At 74.1% G+C, this 22,562-nt stretch carries 17 protein-coding genes; 3 read left to right on the forward strand and 14 right to left on the reverse strand.

Annotation, left to right across the window (positions count from 1 at the left end; all coding sequences use genetic code 11):
- Positions 1-121: 121 nt before the first annotated feature.
- The 7 genes from AB0877_RS17420 to recN form a co-directional block, all read right to left on the reverse strand.
- Positions 122-2,536 carry a hypothetical protein gene (locus AB0877_RS17420; RefSeq protein ID WP_366609867.1) on the reverse strand — a complete coding sequence of 805 codons (2,415 nt, stop codon included), beginning with the start codon at positions 2,534-2,536 and terminating at the stop codon, positions 122-124.
- Positions 2,536-3,705: a glycosyltransferase family 4 protein gene (locus AB0877_RS17425; RefSeq protein WP_366609827.1), complete on the reverse strand. Its 1,170-nt coding sequence runs from the start codon at positions 3,703-3,705 to the stop codon at positions 2,536-2,538. Before AB0877_RS17425 ends, AB0877_RS17420 begins: the two co-directional genes overlap by 1 nt.
- Entirely contained in the window at positions 3,702-5,390 is a 1,689-nt protein-coding gene (locus AB0877_RS17430) for a lipid II flippase MurJ (RefSeq protein ID WP_366609828.1), read from the reverse strand. Before AB0877_RS17430 ends, AB0877_RS17425 begins: the two co-directional genes overlap by 4 nt.
- A 1-nt stretch (position 5,391) precedes the next feature.
- Positions 5,392-6,258: a hypothetical protein gene (locus AB0877_RS17435; protein ID WP_366609829.1), complete on the reverse strand. Its 867-nt coding sequence runs from the start codon at positions 6,256-6,258 to the stop codon at positions 5,392-5,394.
- A gap of 67 nt (positions 6,259-6,325) precedes the next feature.
- Positions 6,326-7,270 carry a copper transporter gene (locus tag AB0877_RS17440; protein ID WP_366609831.1) on the reverse strand — a complete coding sequence of 315 codons (945 nt, stop codon included), beginning with the start codon at positions 7,268-7,270 and terminating at the stop codon, positions 6,326-6,328.
- Between the two features lie 27 nt (positions 7,271-7,297).
- Positions 7,298-8,476, reverse strand: a complete 1,179-nt coding sequence (gene steA, locus AB0877_RS17445) for a putative cytokinetic ring protein SteA (RefSeq protein WP_357235155.1) — start codon at positions 8,474-8,476, stop codon at positions 7,298-7,300.
- A 119-nt stretch (positions 8,477-8,595) separates the two neighbouring features.
- Positions 8,596-10,353 (reverse strand): DNA repair protein RecN, encoded by a 1,758-nt coding sequence (gene recN / locus AB0877_RS17450; RefSeq protein WP_366609869.1) that lies wholly within the window; start codon positions 10,351-10,353, stop codon positions 8,596-8,598.
- Positions 10,354-10,442: 89 nt separating this feature from the next.
- Between recN and AB0877_RS17455 the strand changes: the two genes are divergently transcribed.
- Positions 10,443-11,462, forward strand: a complete 1,020-nt coding sequence (locus tag AB0877_RS17455; RefSeq protein ID WP_366609833.1) for a helix-turn-helix domain-containing protein — start codon at positions 10,443-10,445, stop codon at positions 11,460-11,462.
- A gap of 80 nt (positions 11,463-11,542) precedes the next feature.
- Here AB0877_RS17455 and AB0877_RS17460 read toward each other — a convergent pair whose 3' ends face one another.
- The 5 genes from AB0877_RS17460 to AB0877_RS17480 all read right to left on the reverse strand — a co-directional run bounded on the left by AB0877_RS17460 (position 11,543) and on the right by AB0877_RS17480 (position 18,173).
- Positions 11,543-15,262, reverse strand: coding sequence for a S8 family serine peptidase (locus AB0877_RS17460; protein WP_366609835.1), 3,720 nt, complete (start codon positions 15,260-15,262; stop codon positions 11,543-11,545).
- Between the two features lie 158 nt (positions 15,263-15,420).
- Positions 15,421-16,305: an NAD kinase gene (locus tag AB0877_RS17465; RefSeq protein WP_357206865.1), complete on the reverse strand. Its 885-nt coding sequence runs from the start codon at positions 16,303-16,305 to the stop codon at positions 15,421-15,423.
- 106 nt (positions 16,306-16,411) lie between these two features.
- Positions 16,412-17,272: a TlyA family RNA methyltransferase gene (locus AB0877_RS17470; protein WP_366609836.1), complete on the reverse strand. Its 861-nt coding sequence runs from the start codon at positions 17,270-17,272 to the stop codon at positions 16,412-16,414.
- 38 nt (positions 17,273-17,310) lie between these two features.
- Positions 17,311-17,586: a hypothetical protein gene (locus AB0877_RS17475; protein WP_366609837.1), complete on the reverse strand. Its 276-nt coding sequence runs from the start codon at positions 17,584-17,586 to the stop codon at positions 17,311-17,313.
- The gene (locus AB0877_RS17480; RefSeq protein WP_366609838.1) at positions 17,583-18,173 is read right to left on the reverse strand and encodes a hypothetical protein; all 591 of its coding nucleotides are present in this window, start codon (positions 18,171-18,173) and stop codon (positions 17,583-17,585) included. Before AB0877_RS17480 ends, AB0877_RS17475 begins: the two co-directional genes overlap by 4 nt.
- A 111-nt stretch (positions 18,174-18,284) precedes the next feature.
- On the opposite strand from AB0877_RS17480, the gene AB0877_RS17485 reads away from it, so the two are divergent.
- Positions 18,285-18,623 (forward strand): SCP2 sterol-binding domain-containing protein, encoded by a 339-nt coding sequence (locus tag AB0877_RS17485; RefSeq protein ID WP_030334914.1) that lies wholly within the window; start codon positions 18,285-18,287, stop codon positions 18,621-18,623.
- 12 nt (positions 18,624-18,635) lie between these two features.
- On the opposite strand, the gene AB0877_RS17490 is transcribed toward AB0877_RS17485, so the two are convergent.
- Positions 18,636-19,667, reverse strand: a complete 1,032-nt coding sequence (locus tag AB0877_RS17490) for an HAD-IIA family hydrolase (protein ID WP_366609840.1) — start codon at positions 19,665-19,667, stop codon at positions 18,636-18,638.
- Positions 19,664-20,602 (reverse strand): Replicase polyprotein 1ab, encoded by a 939-nt coding sequence (locus AB0877_RS17495; RefSeq protein WP_366609842.1) that lies wholly within the window; start codon positions 20,600-20,602, stop codon positions 19,664-19,666. The genes AB0877_RS17490 and AB0877_RS17495 overlap by 4 nt, the downstream gene beginning before the upstream one ends.
- Here AB0877_RS17495 and AB0877_RS17500 point away from each other — a divergent pair.
- Complete coding sequence (locus AB0877_RS17500) at positions 20,591-22,426, forward strand: hypothetical protein (RefSeq protein WP_366609844.1); 1,836 nt, start codon at positions 20,591-20,593, stop codon at positions 22,424-22,426. The genes AB0877_RS17495 and AB0877_RS17500 overlap by 12 nt on opposite strands.
- The last annotated feature ends 136 nt before the right edge of the window (positions 22,427-22,562 follow it).

The raw sequence follows: 22,562 nt of genomic DNA on the forward strand, positions 1-22,562 counted from the left end.
TGCTTGATCAGCAAAGTGATCACGCGATCCACGGGATTCGACGGTAACACCTCCCGGGCGGGTACCCGCAGGCCGCACCCCGGCCACGACACCTCCGGGCCATCCGGACGAGGCCCGCCGCTCAGGACGCGGCAACCTCCGTCGATGACCGGGAGACCTGCCGGGGCGGCACGGGCGCCGCCGCCGCATCCGGCGTCGACCCGCCCACCGTCGGCTCGGCCGGCTCGTCGGCGTCCCCCCGGCGCTCGCCCGCAGGGTCCGACACCGGTTGGGCGACGCTCGCCGGTGCGCCCGGCGCCGGGCCGGCGACCGGACCGGGATGCACCGCACCCACCGGCCCCCCGCCGCCGCCGGTCGGACCGTCACCGCCACCGGTCGGGCCGACCCCGCCGGACCCCGAGTCGTCGTCGGCGCCGTTTGCCCGGGAGCGGGCCGCCACCGGGCGGGTCCGGTCCGCGGCGTGCCCGAGCACCCGCAGCGACGCCAGGGCCGCCATCGGCACCACCAGGGCGGCGGCAGCACCCATCACGTCCAGGGCCGCACCGTCGAGCACACCACCGAGCACCGCCGCGACCACGGTGCCGGCCAGCGCCGCCCGGACCGCCGGGTAGATACCGAACAGCCGCATCAGCCCACCCCACGGCTGCAACAGGGCGAACCACACCAGCAACCCGGCGGTCAGCGCCAGCACCGTCAGCGGGCTGTTGACCAACGTCTCGAAATTCTCGGTGCTGGAGCGGTGCACGGCGAACCCGCCGGTGCCGTCACCGAGCGCGGACAGGAACCGGCCCAGGCTGCCCCGCTCCGCGGCCGGACGCCGCAGGTCCACCACCGCGAACCCGATACCGACCGCCAGCGCGGCCATGGTGGCCCAGGCCAGCCGGCTGATCGTCAACCAGCCACCGGCGCTGATCACGGCGGCGACGCTCACCCCGGCGGTGAGCGCGATCGCGCCGACCGGGTCGGCGCCCAGATACGGGCTGCCGACCACCACCACGGCGAGGCCACCCACCGCCACCATCACCGCCGGCCGCCAGCTCCGGTGCACCCGCTGGGCGAACCAGCCGCCGGTGACCAGCGCACCGGCGAGGAACACCCCCAGCCCCACGATGCTCAGCCCGGCGTACCGGCCGCCCTGCAACGCGGAATAGCCGACCACACCGTTGAGCTGCAGGCGGGCCCCGGTCAGCACGTCCAACCCGACCACGAGCGTGGTGAGGCCGGCCACCGCTCCCAGCGGCCCGAGGGTTTTCGCGTACCCGGGGGCGAACCGCACCGCCGCGGTGCCGGCGGCCACCAGCAACGCGGTCACCCCGGCGAAGATCCACCCCGGGTGCTCACCGCGCCACCACGGCACCGCGTCGGCCAGCAGCGCCGCCGGCACCGTCAACGCCACGGCGACCAGCAGCAGCTCCATCACCGCCACGATCCGCCCGGAGACCGGCGTCGGACCGGCCGGACCGGCGTGCGGGCGGGCCCGGCGCAGCAGCGGCAGGATCGCGATGGCCAGCAGCACCTGCACCCCGGCCAGCAACGCGAAGAACGCCCCGGAGACGGAACGCTGCGCGGCCGCCTCCCGGTCCGCGTTCGCCGGCGCGTTGATCGCCTCGGTCAGATCGGCGGGACGCCCGCCGGTGCTCAGCGCCGGACGACCGAGGAACAGCCGCTCCGGCATGGGCCGGCCCAACGCGGCAAGAGCCGTCGGCGCGAGGTCGACAAGTTGCAGGTACCCGTCCCGGCCGGTGCTGGCCGAGGTGAGCCACCCCCGCTCCCAGCCCGGCCCGTCGGCGACCGCCACGTGCAGCCGCGCCGGCTGGGCCGTGTCGGAGATCCCCGCCACCAGCACCAACGACCGCGGGGGTCGCGCCGCCAGCACCCGGGCCAGCTCGGCGTCCGCCGCGCGGGCCTCCTCGGCGCGGGTCGCCGGGTCGGCCCCCTTCACCGTGCCGAGGTCGACGATGCTCAGCACACACGAGCCGAGCAGCGGCCGCGGGTCGGCCGGCAACCCCGAGGCGTACCGGTCGACGCGGCCGAACGGTCGGGCCGCGGCCACGGCCGCGCCCGGACCCACGGCCACGGAACACCGCACCGACTCCGACAACGAGCCGGGCAGGGCACCCCACGGCAACCGCTGCTGGTTGTACTGGACCACGCTCTCCTGGTCGGGCAGGTTCGCGCCGATGCCGTCGGGCTGCTCCACCGTCACCGCCGCCGACGGGCAACCGTCGACCGACCGGCTGCCGTTCCACGCGGCGAAGCTACCCGCGCCCAGGGTCAGCCAGCCGTCCACCGGGCAGGTGGGCCGGTGCGCGGACCGCACCGACAGTGACCCGATCGAGCCGTCCTGGGCCATCCGCCACAGCGTCGGGGTGCGCTGCGGATCCACGTCGTCCCAGCGCAGCCCGGCGATCCCGGCGAGCACCACGAAATCGGCGGTGCGTTGCGGGGCGCCCTGCGGCGGGCGGGCGGCGAGCGCGGTGACACCCAGCGCCACCACGAGCACTGTCAACAGGGCGGGGGCGATTCGGCGCACCATCACCGGTGTCCCGTTCTCGGGGCGTCGGAGCCCGGGGCGGTCGCCGGACCGCCCGGGTTCCCGGCCACCTCGGCGTAGAGGGCGGCCAGCGTGGCGACAGTGTCCACCTCGGTCGGCCACGTCGCCGCCCGTTCGGCGCCGCGCCGGCCCAACTCCGCCCGCGCCGCCGGGTCGTCCAGCAACGCGCGTACCGCCGCGTCGAGGGCGTCCACGTCACCGGCGGGAACGAGCGTGGCCGCGTCGCCGACCAGATCCGGGAGCCCGCCGACAGCGGTGGCCACCAGCGGCACCCCGGCGCGCAACGCCTCCTGGGCGAACAGTTGCCGCGCCTCCCAGTCGCTGCTCACCACCGCCAGGTCCGCGCCGGCCAGCAGGTCCGCCACGTCGGTGCGGTGCCCCAGCAGGGTCACCGGGGCACGGGCGGCGGAGGTCCGCGCCGCGAGCGGCAGATACGCCGGCCCGCTGCCCGCGATCACCACGACCGGCGGCGGGGTACGCGTACGCCAGCGGGCCGCCGCGTCGATCAGCACGTCGTAGCGCTTCTGCGGGTGCAACCGACCGACCGAGACGATCAACGGCTGGTCCGGGCGGACGCCGAACTCGGCGCGTACCGCCGCCGGGCGGCGACGCGGCGCGGGCAACGTCGGCGCGGCGACCGGGGCGAGCCGGGCGTCGGCGGCACCCACCTCGGCGGCCCGCCGCACCAGGTCCTCGGACGCACCGAGCGCCACCCGCACACCCCGGGCGACCACCCGCTCGACGAGCCGGGACACCCCGCCCCGCAGACCCCCCGCGAGCACCGCGTTGTGCCAGGTGACGATCAACGGGACGGCCGGACGGGCCAGCACGGCGACCAACCCGGCCCGCAGGCCGTGCGCGTGCACCACATCGACGGTCGCCGCGGCGAGCACCCGACGCAGCGCGAGCACCGCCCGCCCGTCGGCCGGAGTCGGACTGGCCGGGATCTCCACCGCCGCGAACCGGGCACCGACACCGGTGAAGTCGAACTGCTCCTCGGTCGCGGCAGGCCCGCAGACCAGCACGGTGGCGCCACCCGCGACGAGGCCACGGGCCACCGAACGGACGTGCTGGCCGACCCCGCCGGTGCTGGACGCGAGCACCAACACGACGGTGCCCGACCAACCGGCAGGCAGAGCTGGCTCAGTCATCGCGTCGCCGTCTCCTTCCCGTCGCCCCGCTGCGCGGAGCCCGCGCCCGGAGTCGGCGCACCGCCGGACGGCCCCCGCCGGCCCAGACGCCGCAGCACCCCGGCGAGCAGCGGCTGCACGTCCCGCCGGTCGACGAACCAGACCACGGCGAGGAACACAACCCCAACCAGAACCCCGGACAGCATGCCCTGACCGAACGCCACCGCCGTCGTCGGGGTGCCGCCGTCCAACTGTTCGAGCCAACGGCTGAGGCCCAACCCGGCGAACCCGGCGAGCACACCGGCCAGACCACCGCCCGCCGCGGCCCGTGCCGCTCCCGCGAGCGCGGCACGGCCGGCGCTGCGCCGCACCGCCACGAGCAGCAGCGCACCCAGCACCAGCATCCCCACCGAGTTCGCGGACGTCACCGCGAGCACCCGGTCCCGCAGCGGCAGCACCGCGCCGAGCAACAGCACCACGGCCGGCACCACCAGGAAACCGACCGCCGTGGCGAGCGTCGCCGCCCGGGTCTCACCCCGCGCGTAGAGCGCCCGGGTGAGCACCGCGAAGAGGCCGTACCCGACCAGGCCGGGGGCGTACCCGATGATCGCGGCGGCAGCCGTCGACGCGGTCTCCGCCGGGAAGAAGAAGTGCCCGACCGGCCCGGCGGTCCCGACCAACGCGGCCGTGCCGAGGCAGGAGAACAGGAGCACACCACGCACGGCCGGCGCCAGGGTCGCGCGGTAGGTGCGCTCGTCCCCGGCGGCCCGCGCCGCCGCCAGCGTCGGGTAGGCGGCGATGGCCAACGGCACCGCCAGCACCGCCCACGGCAACAGGTAGACCGTCTGCGCCAGGTTGTAGACACCCGGGTTGCTCCGCGCCCCCGCGGTGACCTGGTTCAGGCTGACGATCAGCGCGATCTGCTGGGCGGTGACGGTGACCGCGCCGGCCACCGCCAACCCACCGACCCTCGCCCGCGCGTCGGCCGGAAACCCGAAGCCGAACCGCAGCCCGAGACGCAACCGGCGGACCGGGATCAGCAACGACAACGACAGCACCACCACGCCGAGGGTGGTACCGCCGGACAGCAGCAGCTCACCGCCGGCGCTCACCCCACCGACCGTGGCGTACCGGCCCTGCGTGAGGGTGAAGCCCAGGTACACCAGGATGACGGTGAGGCTGGACAGCAACGGGGCGAGCACCGGCCAGGCGAAACGGCGGTGCGCCTGGAGCACCCCGGTGAGCACGATGCCGACCCCGTACAGCGGCAGCTGCGGCGCGAAGACCCGCAGCATCCGCACACCGCTGTCCTGCTGGGCGGTGGTCAGGTGATGACCCAACGACTCGACCACCGGGCCCGCCAGCAGCACCACCAGCAGCGCGAGCGGGACCAGCAGGGCCAACGTCCAGGTCAGCAACGCGCCGGTCGTCCGGGCCACGGCCGTCCGGTCGCCCGCCGCGACCGCACCGGCCAGCAGCGGCACGACGAGGCTGGCCAACGCTCCCCCGGCGACGATCTCGAAGATGAAGTTCGGCACCGCGTTGGCCACCACGTAGGTGCCACCGAGGTCGGTGGGCGCCAGGCTCCAGGTGAACACGGCGGTACGACCGAAGCCGGCGAGACGGCTGGCCACGGTGAGGACGGCGATGAGCGCGGCTGCCCCGGCCAGCCGGCCGGCGCCGGCGAGGGGTGCCGGTCTGCTCACGTCAGTCGGCGCGTCGGCCCAGTGCGTCGAGCTCACGCAGCCCCGGGGTCCGCTGGATCACCGCGGTGAAGCTGACCTTCTCGCTGGCCGCGGTCAACCCGGCCAGGACGGCGAGCAGACCGGCCCGGCCGAGCGGGCCGGTCCGGGCGGCGAGCGCGACGCCGAGCACCGCCCCGAGCGCGTTCGCGCCACTGTCGCCCAGCATCACGTCCTCGGCCAGGTCGTCACGGAGCAGACCGGCGGCGGCACCGGCCGCACCCGCCGCGATACCGCCCTGCGGGCCGCCGGTCAGCGGCGCGGCCAGCAACAGACCGGACTTGATCGCCCGGCCCGGCCGCAGGTCGAGCAGGTTGAGCAGGTTGGCTGTGCCGGCGATCACACCCGCGCCGAGCAGCACGTCGACGCCCCGGCCGACCGCACCGTGGCGCTGCCGGCGCGGATGCGCGGCCACCCGGGAGTCGGCGGCCAGCAGCGCGGCGGCACCCAGCCCGGCCGCGCCCACCCCGACGACCTTGACCAGACCGGCGGTGACCCGCCCCTCGCGCAGCGCGGCGAGGTGCCCGGCGAAACCCTTGGCCGCCTTCTGCTCCGGCCGCGCGCCGACCACGTCGTCGTACAGGCCGACACCGCCCGCGCCGAGACCGGCGACCAGGGCGGCCCCACCGGCCGCGCCGCCGGTGGCACCGAACGCGCCGGCGGCCGCAGCGCCGGCGGCGAGCGCCGGCCCGGCGGCCAGGCTCACCGTGCGGCCCCGGAAGTTGGTGCGGTCCAACGCGGGCCCGGCCGGCGAGGTGCGCGCCTCACGCAGCGCGTAGCGCGCCGCCGCGGCACCCGCGCCGGCGATCAACAGCCGACCCAGGGCGCTCACACCGCCACCTCACCGGCGCGGTCACGCGTCACCTGGTCGGATCCGGACACGGGGGTACGTCGTTCGCTCACTGGGGCAGTTTAGGCAACAGGCCGGACGCGGCATTGTCGCCGACGCCGTACTGCCCGGCTTTCTTCTCGACGAGTTGCTGCACCAGGGCGAGGCTGGTGACCACCTGGCCCTGCACGGTGTTGGCGTTGTCGACCGTGGAGATGGTCTGGGCGAGCACCGGGTCGCCGCGCACCACGCCGACCAGGTTGCCGCCGACGGAACCGTTGCCGGCCACCACGATCGACCCGGTGCGGTCGAACTGCTCCGCGACGTTGACCACCGACTCGTCCCGCTTGTCGGAGTCCTTGTCGACGTACGGCTGGCCGCTGATCACGACGACGGCCTCCGCCGAGGCGGTGACCTTGTTGCTGTCGGTGGTCAGGTAACCGGCGTTGTTGTAGGCGGCGAGCACGGCCCGCCGGTCGGCGTCGCTGACCGGTGTGACGCCCTGCGGCCGGTCCAGCAGGACGCTGGCGAGCAACGCGCTGGAGGTCTCCACGCCGTGCCCGTTGCCCGGCAGGCCGGTGGTCTGCGCGGTCGGGCGGGCGGCGGTGACGGCCAACTCCAACAGGTTGGAGTTGTTGTCCGGGTTGATGAACTTGTCCTGCAGGTCGACCTGGCCGGTGATGGTGGCCCCGCCGAGCTGGAGCTTCTTGAGCACGCCCTCGGTGTGGTCGCGCCCGTTGGGCAGGCTGAGCACCACGACGCGACGCCCGGTGAGGGTGCCGGGCAGGAGGAGCTGCGCGGATTCCTCGGCGAACTCCTCTTCCAGCGCGAGTTGCTTCTCCATGTTGCTGACCGTCTGACGCCAGTGCTGGTTGTCCTTGCGGAGCCCGGTGACCTGCCCCTCGAGCGAGTCGGCGACCGGGCCGTTGAGGGCGGCTGTGCCGACCACCAGACCGATCGCCAGAGCCAGGAAGACCGCGGTGAGGGACACCACGTGGTAGCGGAAGTTGATCACGCTTGCAGCCTCTTGATCGGTCGGGAACTAGAAGAGCCGGTACAGCTGGAACACGAAATTGTCCCACCACTCGGCGACCACGCCCAGGTACGCCTTCCCGACTGTCGACACGGCCACCGCGGACGCCATCGCCGCGATCGCCGACAGCACCAGCAGCAGCAGCGACGAGCCGGAGATGCTCTGCCGGTAGAGCCGGCTCACGCCCTTGGCGTCGACCAGCTTGCCGCCCACCTTCAGCCGGGTCAGGAACGTCGAGGCCATCCCGCCGCGACCCTTGTCGAGGAACTCGACGAGGGTGGCGTGGGTGCCGACCGCCACCAGCAGCGACGCGCCCTTCTCGTCGGCCAGCAGCATCGCCAGGTCCTCGCTGGTCGCCGCGGCCGGAAAAGTGATGGCCGGCACACCGAGACCGTTGACCCGGGGCAGGCCCGGCGCGCGCCCGTCCGGGTAGGCGTGCACGATCACCTCGGCGCCGCAGCGCAGCACGTCGTCGGTGACCGAATCCATGTCCCCGATGATCATGTCGGGGGTGTAGCCGGCCTCGACCAGCGCGTCCGCGCCACCGTCGACGCCGATCAGCACCGGCTTGAACTCCCGGATGTACGGGCGCAGCACGTCCAGGTCGGCCTTGTAGTCGTAGCCGCGCACCACGATCAGACAGTGCCGACCCTGCATCTGGGTCTCGATGTCCGGCACCCCGACACCGTCGAGCAGCAGGTCGCGTTCCTGACGCAGGTAGTCCATCGTGTTGGCGGCGAACGCCTCCAACTGCACCGACAGACCCTCCCGGGCGTCCGCCATCGCCTTACCGACCGACTCGGCGTCCTGAAGGCTGCCGTGGGCCACCGGCTCCTCACCGGCGAAGACCGTGTTGCCCTCGATGCGCACCTGATCGCCCTCGCGGATACGCTCGAAAACACCCTCCCCCAGGTCGTCCAGGAGCGGAATGCCGGCGGCGATCAGCACCTCCGGGCCGAGGTTCGGATAACGGCCGGAGACCGACGGCTTGGCGTTGAGCACCGCCGCGACCCCGACGGCGACGAGCGAGTCCGCCGCCACCCGGTCCAGGTCGACATGGTCGATGACCGCGATGTCACCGGGGCGCAGCCGACCGACCAGGCGTTTCGTCCGGCGATCGAGGCGCGCGGTGCCGAGGACTCTGCCGGGTTCGGCGTTCCGGTTCCGGCGCAACGTGGGTAGACGCATCGTGACCATCCTGGCATGTGAGGCAGGCTTTTCTGTCGCGACATGCCTGAGCAGGGCCGCCTACCCAGGGAAGCACACACCGGCACAAGCCGGTGTGCTTGCGCTCACAATACGCGGCGTCACAACCGCCTTTCCTTGGCGGCCACTGCCAGAAGCTCCTCGGCATGAGCGATACCCAGATCCGAATCGGGCAAACCCGCCAGCATGCGCGCCAACTCCCGCGCCCGCTCGGTGTCCTCCACCACACGCACCCCGCTGGTCGTCACCGCACCGCCGGTGTCCTTCGCCACCACCAGGTGCCGGTCGGCGAACGCGGCCACCTGCGGCAGGTGCGTGACCACCAGCACCTGGTGACTGCGGGCCAACCGCGCCAACCGACGGCCGATCTCCACCGCCGCCTGCCCACCGACGCCCGCGTCGACCTCGTCGAAAACCAACGTGGGCGGACCACCGGAGCCGGCGAACACCACCTCGATGGCCAGCATCACCCGGGACAACTCACCACCGGACGCACCGCGCTGCAACGGCAACGACGGCGCACCGGGGTGCGCCAGCAACCGCAGCTCGACCTCGTCACCGCCGTCCGGCGCGACACCCACCTCGACACCGTTGACCGCGAGCGTCGGCTCGGCACGCCCGGCCGGACGGGGCAGCACCGCCACCTCGATCCGCGCGTGCGGCATGGCCAACCCGGCCAACTCGACAGTGACCTGGTCGGCGAAGCGGACCGCCGCCTCCTGCCGGGAGGTCGACACCCGCCCGGCCAGGTCGGCCACCTCCACGGCGAGCCGCTGCCCCTCCCGCTCCAACTCGTCGAGCACATCGTCGGACATGTCCAGATCGGACAGTCGGCCGCGCGCCCGATCAGCCCAGGCGATCACCCCGTCGACGTCGTCGGCGTACTTGCGGGTCAACGCGCGCAGCGCCGCCCGCCGCTCGTAGACGTGCTGCAACCGGGCCGGGTCCGCGTCCAACGTCGCCAGGTACGCCGACAGCTCCGCGGACACGTCGGTGACCAGGGTGGCCGCCTCCTCCAAGCGGGCCGCCAGCTCACCGAGCGCCGGATCGGTGCCGGACTGCGCCTCCAGGGTCCGCCGGGCGGTGCCGAGCAACGCCGCCGCGTCCGGGGCCTCCTCGGCGGCCTCCACGCCACCGGCCACACACTGCTGGGCGATCTGCGCGGCCGTCCGCAGGCCCTCGGCGTGCTCCAGCCGCTGCGCCTCGGTCTTCAGCTCGTCGTCCTCACCGGGCTGCGGATCGACCCGGGTGATCTCGTCGAGGCCCAACCGCAGCAGGTCGGCCTCCTGGTTGCGCTCGCGGGCGTTGCGCCGACGGTCGGCCAGGTCGTCGACGACCCGACGCCACCCCGTGTACGCCTCGCGCAGCGCGTCGAGCAGCTTCTCGTGCGCCGGGCCGGCGAACCGGTCGAGTGCGGCCCGCTGCTCCGCCGGGCGCAGCAACCGCAACTGGTCGGACTGGCCGTGCACGGCCACCGCCTGCTCGCCGACCTCACCGAGCATCGACACCGGCATGCTCCGGCCACCGACGTGGGCCCGCGAGCGCCCCTCCACCGTCACCGTGCGGCTCAACAGCACCGAGCCGTCCTCGTCCGGCTCCCCGCCGGCCTCGACGATCCGCGCGTGCACGGCGTCGCCGACCCGCCCGTGCAGCCGCAGCCGCCCCTCCACCACCGCACGCCCGGGTTGGGCGCGGACCCGGCCGGCGTCGGCCCGGCCGCCGAACAGCAGGCCGAGGCCGGTGACCACCATCGTCTTACCCGCACCGGTCTCGCCGGTGATGACGTTCATGCCGCCGGTCAACGGCAGCGTGGTGTCCTCGATGACGCCCAGCCCGGTGATGCGCAGCTCTTCCAGCACAGCCACCGACAGTAGACGCGAGGCCCGACACTTGACCAGCCGACGGGCCCGGGTCGGTCCCTCACCCGGCCGACGTACAGTTCTGCCCCGTGTTGGACGTGATCGGCCTGACCTCGGCTGAGGAGGAGCTCTACCGCTGCCTGCTCCAGCTCACCACGGCCCGCATCGACGAGTTGGCCCGTCGCCTGCACCGACCCCGGGAACAGGTCGCCGCCCAGGTCGAGGCGCTGCGCGCCAAGGGCCTCGTGCAGCGCAGCGACACCGACCCGGACGCCCCGCTGCGACCCACCGCCCCGGACGTCGCCCTCGGCGCGACGCTGCTGCGGCGCCAGGAGGACCTGGAGTCGGCCCGGCGACTGGTCACCCAACTGGCCGAGGAGTACCGCTCCGGGCTGCGCCGCCACCACGTCGACCACCTGGTCGAGGTGATCACCGGCGCCCGGGTCCTTCGGGACCGTCTGCGCGACCTGCAGAACTCCGCGCGTACCGAGGTGCTCTGGTTCTGCCGCGCCAATCCCCTCGCCATGGCCGGCCCGGAAAACGTCGAGGAGTTCGACGCGCTGGCCCGTGGGGTGAGCTACCGGGCCATCTACGAACGTGACCTGCTGCTGGAACCGGGCGCGTTGGCCGACCTGGCCAAGGGGGTCGCCGCCGGGGAACAGGCCCGCGTCCTGGACCGGCTGCCGGTCCGACTGGCCATCGTGGACGCCCGCACCGCCATCTGCCCGTTGGTGCCCGACCGCGACGGCGGCGAACCGAGCGCCGCCGTGATCGGCCGCAGTCAGCTGCTCGACGCGCTGCTCGCCCTCTTCGAGAGCCACTGGCGGGTCGCCACCCGGCTGCGCCTCGACGATCCCCTCGCCGTCGCGGCCCCCGAGCCGCGTCGACCGGAGCCCGCGGACCAGCCGGGCGACGGTTACCAACCCGACGCGGACGAGGCTCGGCTGCTGTCGCTGTTCGTGGCGGGCGTACCGGACAAGTCCATCGCCTCCCAGCTCGGGGTGAGCCGGCGGACCGTGCAACGGCGCATCGCCGACCTGATGGCCGCCGCCGGCGTGGACACCCGACCGGGGCTGGCATTCCAGGTCGCGCGACGGGGCTGGCTCTGACGCGTTGAGGGCCCGCCGTCGACCGACGGCGGACCCCGACCAGCGGGGGCGGGACGGCCGGGCCGCCCCGCCCCGCCCGGTCACCGCAGCCCGTACGCCTGCAGCACCGTCTGGTCGACGGTGTTCCCGGCCCGGTCGGCGGCACGCACCCGCAGCGACACCGTTCCGCGCCCCGCCGGCACGGTAGCGGTGTACCGGGTGCCCGACCCCGTGGTCGGCGCGTTGCGCCAGGTGACGCCCCCGTCGAAGGAGACCTGCACCCGGACGCTGGCACCGGTCGGCGCCGGCGCCCCGGCCGGCTGCCGCAGGGTCAGCCCGAGCTGGTGCGGCCGGTTGCCGCGGACCGTGCCGCGCAGGTCCGCCGGCACCCGGTAGTCCACCTGGAGCAGCGACAACGGCGTGGCGGCATCACCCGCCGGCCGGGCCGAGGTGAACTCCCAGGCCGTGTCGGTCCGCGTGCCGTAACGCCACTCGACCGAGGACCGCCGGGTGCTCACCTCCAGGCGGTACCGGGCGGCCCCGGCGGTCGTGGGCACCGACGCCCACCCCTCGGAGAGGTCCGCGATCTGCTGCCCGTTGCGGCTGACCCGCGCCGTGACGGTGTCCGACTCCTCACTCTCGCCGGCCACGCTGTAGTGCCCCTCGGCGTCGACGAACTCGGGCACCCGCACGTCCAGGTTGTCACCGGTGCGGGTGGGCACCGGCGCACCGCTGGCCGGCACGGCCGGACGGAGCACCGGCGCGTGCCAGGTCTCGGTCACCCGGTCGTCGGCGGCGTAACGCCGCGGCTGCTGGGTCAGACCACCGGTCAGCTGCCCGCCCTGCATGAACATGAGCTTGTGCAGCACCCGTTGCTGCCACCAGTTGTCGCCGGAGCTGACGAACTCCCGTCGGGTGGTGCCGGTACGGACCAGCCGCTGGTTGTCGTTCCAGGAGGTGTCCTGCCACGGACGCCACCCGAACCGCTGCTCGCTGGCCCAGTCCCCGCCGACGTTGCCGAAGTGGCTGGTCACCTCGGCGGTGTTGCGGTCGGTGACCGTGTGCAGAATCCGCTCCGGGACCCGGTTCTTCGAGACCTGCCACACGTCGTACAGGTACGGACTCTCCACCGTCAACGTCAGGTCCAGCGTCGTGTGACGCTTCCGGACCGCCGCGATGACCTTCTGCCCGTCGTCGTACGCCACCGCCATCGACGGGATCGGCAGCCGGTCACCCAACGGGGTCCACGACGTCCACGCGCTCTGGTCGGCCGGTCGGACGATCAGCGCCACCTTCGCGCCGGCGGCAGCCGCCGCCGCGATTTGCTCCTCCTCCGAGGCGTCCGGAGAGCTGGTGAGCAGCGCCGCCGCGCCGCGTACCCGGGTCAACTCGGCGGGAGTGCCGGTGCCCGCCCAGACCAGCGGCAGCTTGCGCCGCTCGGCCGTCGCCGGCGAGTAGCCCATCAGGTTGATGTCCAACGGACCGGACACCCCGCTGATCGTCGCGTCCACCATCGGCGCGACCAACTGCCACCGCGACGCGAACTCGAACTCGCCCTCGCGCACCGCACGGGTCGGGGTGACGTTGACCTGCTGGATGGTGCTGAACGTCATCACACCGTGGTCGACCTGCCGGCCGTTGCCGAAGACCCGGTGCTCGTAGAAACTGATCGTCGAGCGCTGCTCGGAGGGCTTCGGCGTCTCGATCCGCACCGGGGTGCCCTTGCGCGGGTCGAGCACCACCGTGACGTCCCGATCGACGAGCAGCTCCGGGTCGGTGACCAGGGTCATCTGCTCGTCCAGCGGAGCACCGTGCTCGATCAACGCCTGAACCAGGTAGGGGCCCTCCTCGACCTGCAGTCGCACCTCGCCGCCGACCCACCCGAGCCAGTCGGATTCGGGCTGCTCACCGAAGAGGGTGAGCACCGACGCGAGACCCGGCTGACCCTGCATGTCCAGCGCCCGCACGGTCACGGTGTGCAGCGGTCCGCTGAGGGTGAGCGCCACAGCGGTGCGCACCGCGACACCGTCCGCGCCGGTCGCCACCAGCCACCCGCTGTGCACACCCCGGTCCAGCTTCGCCGGGTCCGCCCGCAGCGGCACGGCGACGCTGCCGCCGGCCGGCACCGTCACCTCGACGCCACCGACCGTGACCCCGTCGGTCTCGGCCGCACGGGAGTCCAGGTTGCGCAGCTCCAGCGCCAACCGCAGGGTCTGCGGGGCCGTGCCACCGTTGGTGTACGTCACCGCCCGCTCCACCGCCACGCCACCGGTGCTCAGCCGGCCGAAGTCCGCGGTGCCGGAGGAGTACACCCGCTGGCCGAGCGCGCGGGCCACGTCGACCCGACCGGCGCCCTGCTCGAAGACCGTCAACGCCGGGTTCGCCTTCGTGGTGCTGACCAGCGCGTCCTTGAGCGTCGCAGCCGACCAGTCGGGGTGTTCCTGGGCGAGGATCGCCGCCGCCCCGGCCACGTGCGGAGTGGCCATCGAGGTGCCGGACGCGGTCGTGTACGCGTCGTCCACCGGCGTACCCATGGCGGTGCCGGCGGCCCGGGCGGCGACGATGCCCACGCCCGGCGCGGTGATCTCGGGCTTCAGGCCGTTGTCACCGAGGCGCGGACCCCGGCTGGAGAACTCCGCCAGCTCGTCGGCACCGTCCACCGCGCCGACGGTCAGCGCCGCCGCCGCCGCGCCGGGCGCACCGACGGTCCGCGCGGCACCCGAGTTGCCGGCGGCGACCACGAACAGCGCGCCGGTCTCGGCGGTCAGGTCGTTCACCGCCTGGCTCATCGGGTCGGTGCCGTCGGTCGGGTCCCCACCGAGGCTCATGCTGACCACCTTCGCGCCGGAGTGGGCGGCCCACTCCATGCCCGCGATGATCGACGAGCTGTAGCCGGACCCACCGTCGTCGAGCACCTTGCCGACCAGCAACCGCGCACCCGGGGCCACGCCCTTGCGCAACCCGGCGGACGCCGCCCCGCTGCCGGCGATGGTGGCGGCCACGTGGGTGCCGTGGCCGTGCCCGTCGCGGGCGCTGCCGCTGCCGGAGAAGTCCTGCGCCTCGGCGACCCGACCCGCCAGGTCCGGGTGGGTGGCGTCGACGCCGGTGTCGAGCACCGCCACCTTCACACCGGCACCGTCGCGGCCAGCGGCCCAGGCGATCGGAGCGCCGATCTGCGGCACACTGTGCTCCAGCGTCGGGCGGACCTTCCCGTCCAGCCAGATCCGCGCGACACCGGCCCCGAGCCGGGCCGGCGAACCGGCCGTCACCCGCTGCCCGGGCGCCCCGCGCAGCGACGTCCACAGGCCACCCAGGTCACCCTTGCCGACCCGCAACGCGGCACCGTTGATGCTCTCCAGCGCACGCGCGTCGGTCGCGCCGGCCAGCGGCCGGACCCGCCCGGCGGCCGGCTCCTGATAGCGGACGATCAGCGGCAACGCGCCCTGCGCGGCATCGCCGTACCCGTCGGCCGCCAACTCCTGCACGTCGAACAGGTCGGGGTCGAGCACCCCCGCGGCGAGGTACGGCATGACGTCGCTGGGCAGCACCCGCAACCCGCCGTCGACCTCGACAGTCTGGAAGGCGATCCGGTCGCGCCCCGGGCCGGGGTGGACGGTGGCGGCGACCCGACCGGGTGCCGCCTGCACCAGGTCGACCTGGTCGCCGGTGATCAGAGTGATGCGGACGGGTGCGTGCTGGGCGGGCGTGCCCGACGTCGGGCCGGTGGGCCGGGCGGGCGGGTCGGCGGACGCCGGTGCGGCGACGCCGACCACCAACGCGCCGACCGCGCCGACGGCGAGCCAGCGTGGGGACCAGTGCATGCGATGGGCTCCTCTACTCCTCCAGGCCCGCCATCCGTAGATGAGGGCCGATCGGAGTCTGCGTCGGAGCGTGTCACCAGGTCACTAGTCGCCCGCCGCCGCAGCGGCGACATGTCGTCAGGTGGACACCGGACATCCACCGACCGTGTGCGCCACCGTCACCGGCGGCTGCCACGCCACCCGTGCACGGGCAGACCGAACTTCGCCACCAGCCGGTCGGTGAACGGGCGGGGGCGCAACCGCACGATGCGTACCGGCAGGGCACCCCGACGCACCGTCACCCGCGCGCCGGGCGGCAGGTCGTAGACGCGCCGCCCGTCGCAGGAGAGCACGGCGAGGGTCGTGAACGGGTCGACCGTGATCACGAACGTCGACGTCGGGGCCGTCACCAACGGGCGACTGAACAACGCGTGCGCGCTGATCGGCACCAGCAGCAACGCCTCCACCTCCGGCCAGACCACCGGACCGCCACCGGAGAACGCGTACGCCGTGGAACCGGTGGGGGTGGCGCAGACGACACCGTCGCAGCCGTAGCGCGACAGCGGCCGGCCGTCCACGTCGACGAGCAACTCCAGCATCTGGGCCCGCTCGCCCTTCTCGATGCTGATCTCGTTGAGCGCCCAGGACTCGATGGTCGGCCCACCGTCGAACTCGGCCGTGACGTCCAGGGTCAGCCGCTCGTCGACCGTGTAGTTGCGCCCGACGACGTCCCGCACCGCGGTGTCCAGGTCGTCGATCTCCGCCTCCGCCAGGAAGCCCACCTTGCCGAGGTTGATGCCGAGCAGCGGCGCCTTCGCGGGTCGGGCCAACTCGGCCGCGCGCAGGAAGGTGCCATCCCCACCGAGCGCGAAGACGATCTCGGCGCCCTCGGCGGCCTGCGGGCCGCCGACCGGCACCACCCCGGGCAGGTCGAGGTCCTCGGCCTCGTCGGCGACCACCCGTACCTCGAAACCGGCGTCGATCAGATCGGCGGCGACCGACCGGGCGTGCTCCGTGCTACGCCGACGGCCGGTGTGCGTCACCAGCAGCGCGGTCCGGCTCATCGGGCCGCCCGCCCACGCCGAACCGGGCCGCGTCGCACCGGCGCCGACACCTCGGCACGGCCGCGGGTCACCGCCCGGCCCGTTGCGGCGCCCTCACTGCGCGCGTTCACCCTGCGACCTCCTCCGCCGCCACGTCCGGCACCTCGCCGGTCGTCGTCGAGCCGTCCGGCCCGGCCGCCACCACGGCCCGCACCCGCTCCGGGTCGGCCGCCGCTGCGCCCCGGCGCAACCATACGAAGAACTCCACATTGCCGCTGGGCCCCGGCAGCGGGCTGGCCGCCACGTCGGCCAGCCCGAGGCCGAGCCGCGCCGCCGCCGCCGCCACGTCCAGCACCGCCTCGGCGCGCAGCGCCGGATCACGGACCACACCGCCGGCGCCGACCCGCTCCTTGCCCACCTCGAACTGCGGCTTGACCATCAGCGCCAGGTCACCGTCGTCGCGGGTGCAACCGGCCAACGCCGGCAACACCAGTCGCAACGAGATGAACGACAGGTCCGCCACCGTCAGATCGACCTGGCCGCCGATCGCGTCAGCATCGAGGGTACGGACATTCGTGCGCTCCAGGACGCGGACCCGCTCGTTCGTCCGCAGCGGCCAGGCGAGCTGCCCGTAGCCCACGTCCACGGCCACCACCTCGGCCGCGTCGGCGCGCAGCAGCACGTCGGTGAACCCACCGGTCGACGCTCCCGCGTCCAGGCAACGCCGCCCGGCCACGTGCAGCCCACCGGGGGCGAACGCGGCCAGCGCGCCGGCGAGCTTGTGCCCGCCTCGGGAGACGTACTCCTCGGCCGGGTCCGCACCGGTGACCAGGAGCGGGTCGGCGGGGTCGACCATCGCGGCCGCCTTGCGGGCGACCACCCCCCGCAGTTGGACCCGGCCGGCCTCCACCAACGCGGCGGCCTGCTCACGGGAGCGGGCGAGACCGCGGCGGACGAGTTCGGCGTCCAGCCGGTTACGACGTGCCATGGGTGGTTCTCCGGTCTGCTCAGGCCTGGTCGTCCCGCTCAGGTCTGGTCGATGGTGGCGAGGGTTTCCCGCAGCGTCTCGTAGGCCGCCTCGTACTGGGCGATCTGGTCGGCGGGAGCGAGCGTCGCCGCGTTGGCGATGGCCCGCACGGCGGCGTCCACCGCCGGATGCCGGGCCTCGTCGTCCCCGAGATCCGGCGGCGGGCCGGGGCGGGCACCCACCGGCGGGCCCGGACGGGCCGGGAACCCCCCGCCGGCCGGCGGGCCGGGCCGGGCCGGGAACGACCCGCCGGCGGGCGGTCCGGGCCGGGTCATTCGGCGTCGTCCGGCCGCTGCCTGCGAATCGCCGCCTTCTTGGCGGGCATCACCGCCGGCGTCGGAACGTCCTCGTCGGCCGTCCGGCTGATCGTCGCCGGCGGCTTCTTGGCGATGGCCTTCTTGGCGACCGCCTTCTTCGCGACGGCCTTCTTCGCCACCGGCGCGGAGACCGGGGCACCGGCCGGGGCGTCGGACGGCACGAGACCCGTGCCGGGCTTCGCGGCGACGGTCGGGTCAGGTTGTGGCGCGGGGCCGGCCGTCGGCGCTTCGGCCGGCTCGGTGGACCTCGCCTCCCGCAGCTGCCGCTCCAGGTCGTGCACCCGCCGGGTCAACTCGGCCACCTCGTCGGCGGTGGCCAGACCGACCGCGCCGAGGGCCCGGTCGACCTCGAAGCGGACCAGCTTGGTCAGCGCCTCCCGGTTGGCGGCGCCGGTGGTGACCAGTTCCTCGCCGAGGGCCTGGAGTTGGGCGGCCGTCGCGCCGCCGGAGCCGACGAGGCGACGTGCCACGTCCTGGGCCTTCTTCCGGGGCGCCTCCGTAAGGCCCATGGCCAGCTCGAGGTAGGCGCGCCACGCGTCCTGCATGCCTGAGTCCTTCCACGGGGCGGGGTGTGCAGGTGTCACGCTACCGGGCACCTCCGACCGACCCGTGCGGTACGGTGCCGAGGACGGCGTGGCGATCACCGAGGGGGAGATGTGGCCAGCGTGGACGAGTGCCGGCAGGCGTTGCAGGAGCTGGCCGCCCGGTTGGATCGCAACGCCGAGACCGTGCGCGAACGGATCGACCTGGACCGGACGCTGGCCTGCCGGATCACCGACCTGGACACCGCGTTCCACGGCCGGATCACCGGCGGCCGACTGGTCGAGCTGACCGACGGCGACGACCCCAAAGCCAAGATCGCGCTGAGCACGTCCAGCGACGACCTGCTCGCCCTGGTCCGGGGCGACCTGGACGTCACCAACGCGGTGACCTCCCGCCGGGTGTCGATCAAGGCCAATCCGTTCGACCTGCTCAAGCTGCGCAAGCTGCTCTGACGACCGCCCGGCTCACGCCGCCGCGGTCAGACCGAAACTCTCCACCGCGTGGGCCGCGTCCGGGCCCACCGGGCGGACCTTCGGCAGCGCCGGCACCGACGCCGACCAGGCCACCGCGCACAGCGCCGCGAGGGCGTCCAACGGCCGACCGGCCCCGGCCAGCTCCAACGTGCCGTCCCGGTCGGTCACCGACCAGCCGCCGGCGTCCGCCGGGCCCGGAACCCGCACGGCGGCAGCCGGGTCGAAGAGCCCCGCCAGGTCGTTCGCGACGTACGTGGGACGTCGCCGCGGCTCGGCGGCCAGCAACTCCGGTACGCCGTGCACGCCGGTGAGCACGAGCAGGCTGTCCAGCCCGGCCCGACGGGCACCCTCGATGTCGGTGTCCAGCCGGTCACCCACCACCAGGCTCCGCCCACCGCCACTGCGCCGGGCAGCGGTCTCGAACAGCGCCGGCTCCGGCTTGCCGACCACCACGTCGGGGTCCCGCTCCAGTGCGGTACGCAGCACGGCGACCAGCGACCCGTTGCCCGGCAAGGGTCCCCGCCCACTGGGCAGGGTCCGATCGGTGTTGGTGGCGATCCAGATCGCACCCGCCCGTACCGCCAGCGACGCTTCGGCCAGCTCGGCCCAACCGACCTGCGGGCCGTACCCCTGCACCACCGCCGCCGGCTTCTCATCGGCCTGGGTGACCGGGTTCAGGCCGACCGCGCGCAGCTCCGCGCGCAGCGCCTCCGCGCCGACCACCAGCACCGACGCGCCGGCGGGCAGCCGGTCACGCAGCAACTCGGCCGAGGCGGCAGCGGAGGTGAGGACCTCCTCCGGTCGGGCCGGCACGCCCATCCCGGTCAGCAGGTCCGCGACCTCGCTGGACCGGCGCGACGCGTTGTTGGTGGCGTACGCCACCGCCCGTCCCTCGGCGTGCAGCCGGGCCACCGCGTCGACGGCGCCGGGGATCGGCCGGTCGATCAGGTAGATCACGCCGTCCAGATCGAAGACGACCAGGGTGTACCCGTCGACCAGCCGCTCCCCCACGCCCGCGCTCACCGCTGCGTCGACCCCGACTCGTCGTTGCGGGCCGGCACGGTCCCGTCGCCGTTCGCCGCGTCGCCGTTCGCCGCGTCCCGGTCCGTCACGCCGCTGTCGCCAGTGGTGGCCACGTCGGCGTTGCCGCTCTCGGTGGGGTGACGGTCCTCGTCCTCGTCGTCGAAGCCTTCGTCGTCAGCGGGGCGGCCGACAGCGTCGTCCTCCTCGTCGTCGTCGACATCTTCATCGTCGTCGTCGCCGTCGTCGTCGTCGTCTTCGTCGGTGTCGCCGGCCAGGTCGGCGTCGGGGCGGGCCGGCACCGCGCCGGGAGCACCCGGACCTGCGGCGATCTCCTCGGCGGCCTCGTCCTCTTCGTCACCCTCGATGACCACGCCGTCGAGTTCGAGCAGCCGCTCGGCGGCGTCGGTCTCGCCCTCGGTGTCCACGTCGGCAGCGCGGGAGAACCACTCGCGGGCCTCCTCGCGCCGACCCACCGCGAGCAGCGCGTCGGCGTACGCGTACCGCAGTCGGGCCGTCCACGGCACGGTGGCCTCGTTGGTGAGGTCCGGAACCTGGAGCATCGCGACCGCGGCGTCCTTCTGCCCGAGGTCTCCACGCGCGCCCGCGGCGACGATCAGCAGTTCGATCGCCACGGCCTGGTCCAGCTTCTCCCGGTCCGCGCCACGGAACAGGTCAATGGCCCGCTCCGGCCGGCCGAGAGCCCGCTCGCAGTCCGCGAGCACGGCCAGGTGGCTCTGCAGTCCGCTCATCCGGTGGTACGTGCGCAGCTCGGCGATCGCCGACTGCCACTCTCCCGCCCGGTACGCGGCCAGACCGACCGCCTCACGGACAGCGGAGATGCGCGACGCGAGCCGCCGGGCGGCCAGCGCGTGCGCCAACGCCTCGGCCGGGTTCTCGTCGATCAGCTGCCCAGTGGCGACCAGGTGCCGGGCCACCGTCTCGGCGACCGGCTTGTTCAGCGAGAGCAGCTCAGCGCGGACGTCCTTGTCGAGGTCGGTCGCGAGAATGTCGTCCGGCAGCGCCGGGGCCGAGCTACGCCCGCCCTCGGCCGACTCGGAGCCAGTCGCGCGGTCATCGCGACGGAACTCCCCCTCGCGACGCGGCCGCTCGTCGGACCGGAAACCCCCGGTACGCTCTCCGCCCCGGTAGCCGCCCTCGCGGTCGCCGCCGCGGAAGCCACCCTCACGCGGCGGGCCGGAACGGGTGCGGTCACCACCCTGGAAACCACCCTCACGGCGGTCACCACCACGGAAACCACCCTCACGGCGGTCGCCACCGCGGAAGCCTCCGTCGCGGTCGCCGCTGCGGAAGCCACCCTCACGCGGCGGGCCGGAACGGGTGCGGTCACCACCCTGGAAACCACCCTCGCGACGGTCACCACCGCGGAAGCCGCCGTCACGGTCACCACCGCGGAAACCACCTTCGCGCGGAGCGCCCGAACGCGAACCATCGCGGTCACCGCCACGGAAACCACCCTCACGGCGGTCGCCACCGCGGTAGCCACCGTCGCGGTCACCACCGCGGAAGCCACCCTCGCGGTCACCACCGCGGAAGCCACCCTCATGCGGCGGGCCGGAACGGGTGCGGTCACCACCCTGGAAACCACCCTCGCGGCGGTCACCACCACGGAAACCACCCTCACGGCGGTCACCACCGCGGAAGCCACCGTCGCGGTCACCACCGCGGAAGCCACCCTCGCGGTCACCACTCCGGAAGCCACCCTCACGCGGCGGACCGGAACGGGTGCGGTCACCACCCTGGAAACCACCCTCGCGGCGGTCACCACCACGGAAACCACCCTCACGGCGGTCACCACCGCGGTAGCCGCCGTCGCGGTCACCACTGCGGAAGCCGCCCTCGCGGCGGTCACCACCGCGGAAGCCACCCTCACGCGGAGCGCCCGAACGCGAACCATCGCGGTCACCGCCACGGAAACCACCCTCACGACGGTCACCACCACGGAAACCGCCGTCGCGGTCACCACCACGGAAACCACCGTCGCGGTCACCGCCCCGGAAACCACCCTCACGCGGAGCACTGGACCGCGAGCCCTCGCGGTCACCACCGCGGAAGCCACCCTCACGGCGGTCACCACCGCGGAAACCACCTTCGCGCGGGGCGCTGGACCGCGAACCGTCGCGGTCACCGCCGCGGAAACCACCCTCACGGCGGTCGCCACCACGGAAACCACCGTCGCGGTCACCACCGCGGAAGCCACCCTCACGCGGAGCGCCCGAACGCGAACCGTCCCGGTCACCGCCACGGAAACCACCCTCGCGCGGCGGACCGGAGCGGGTGCGGTCACCACCCTGGTAACCGCCCTCACGGCGGTCACCGCCACGGAAGCCACCCTCGCGGGGAGCGCCCGAACGCGAACCGTCGCGGTCACCGCCGCGGAAACCACCGTCGCGGTCACCGCCACGGAAACCACCCTCGCGGCGGTCGCCCGAACGCGAACCGTCCCGGTCACCACCACGGAAACCACCGTCGCGGTCACCGCCCCGGAAGCCACCGTCGCGGCGGTCGCCGCCGCGGTAACCGCCCTCACGGGGGGCGCTGGAGCGCGAGCTGTCCCGGTCACCACCACGGGAGCCGGAGTCGCGGCCGCCGGCGTATCCGCCGCGGGCGCCTCCGCTGTCGCGGTCTCCCCGGTACGGGGGCCGGCCCTGGTCGTCGCGGCGTGGGCCGCGGTCGCGTCCGCCCGCACCGTCAGTACGGTCTTCGTAACGACGGGGACGATCTCCGCCCTGCGGTCCTGAACTCACAGGTACATCCTTCCTGATTGCGCCACCAATGGCGCTACGCAGTCGAGGGCCGACCCGGATGGGGCGGCCCTCGACTGGAAGATTGTCCGGCGGCGTCCTACTCTCCCACACCCTCACGAGTGCAGTACCA

Source organism: Micromonospora sp. NPDC047644 (assembly GCF_040704315.1).
In the GTDB taxonomy this organism is placed as follows: Bacteria; Actinomycetota; Actinomycetes; order Mycobacteriales; family Micromonosporaceae; genus Micromonospora.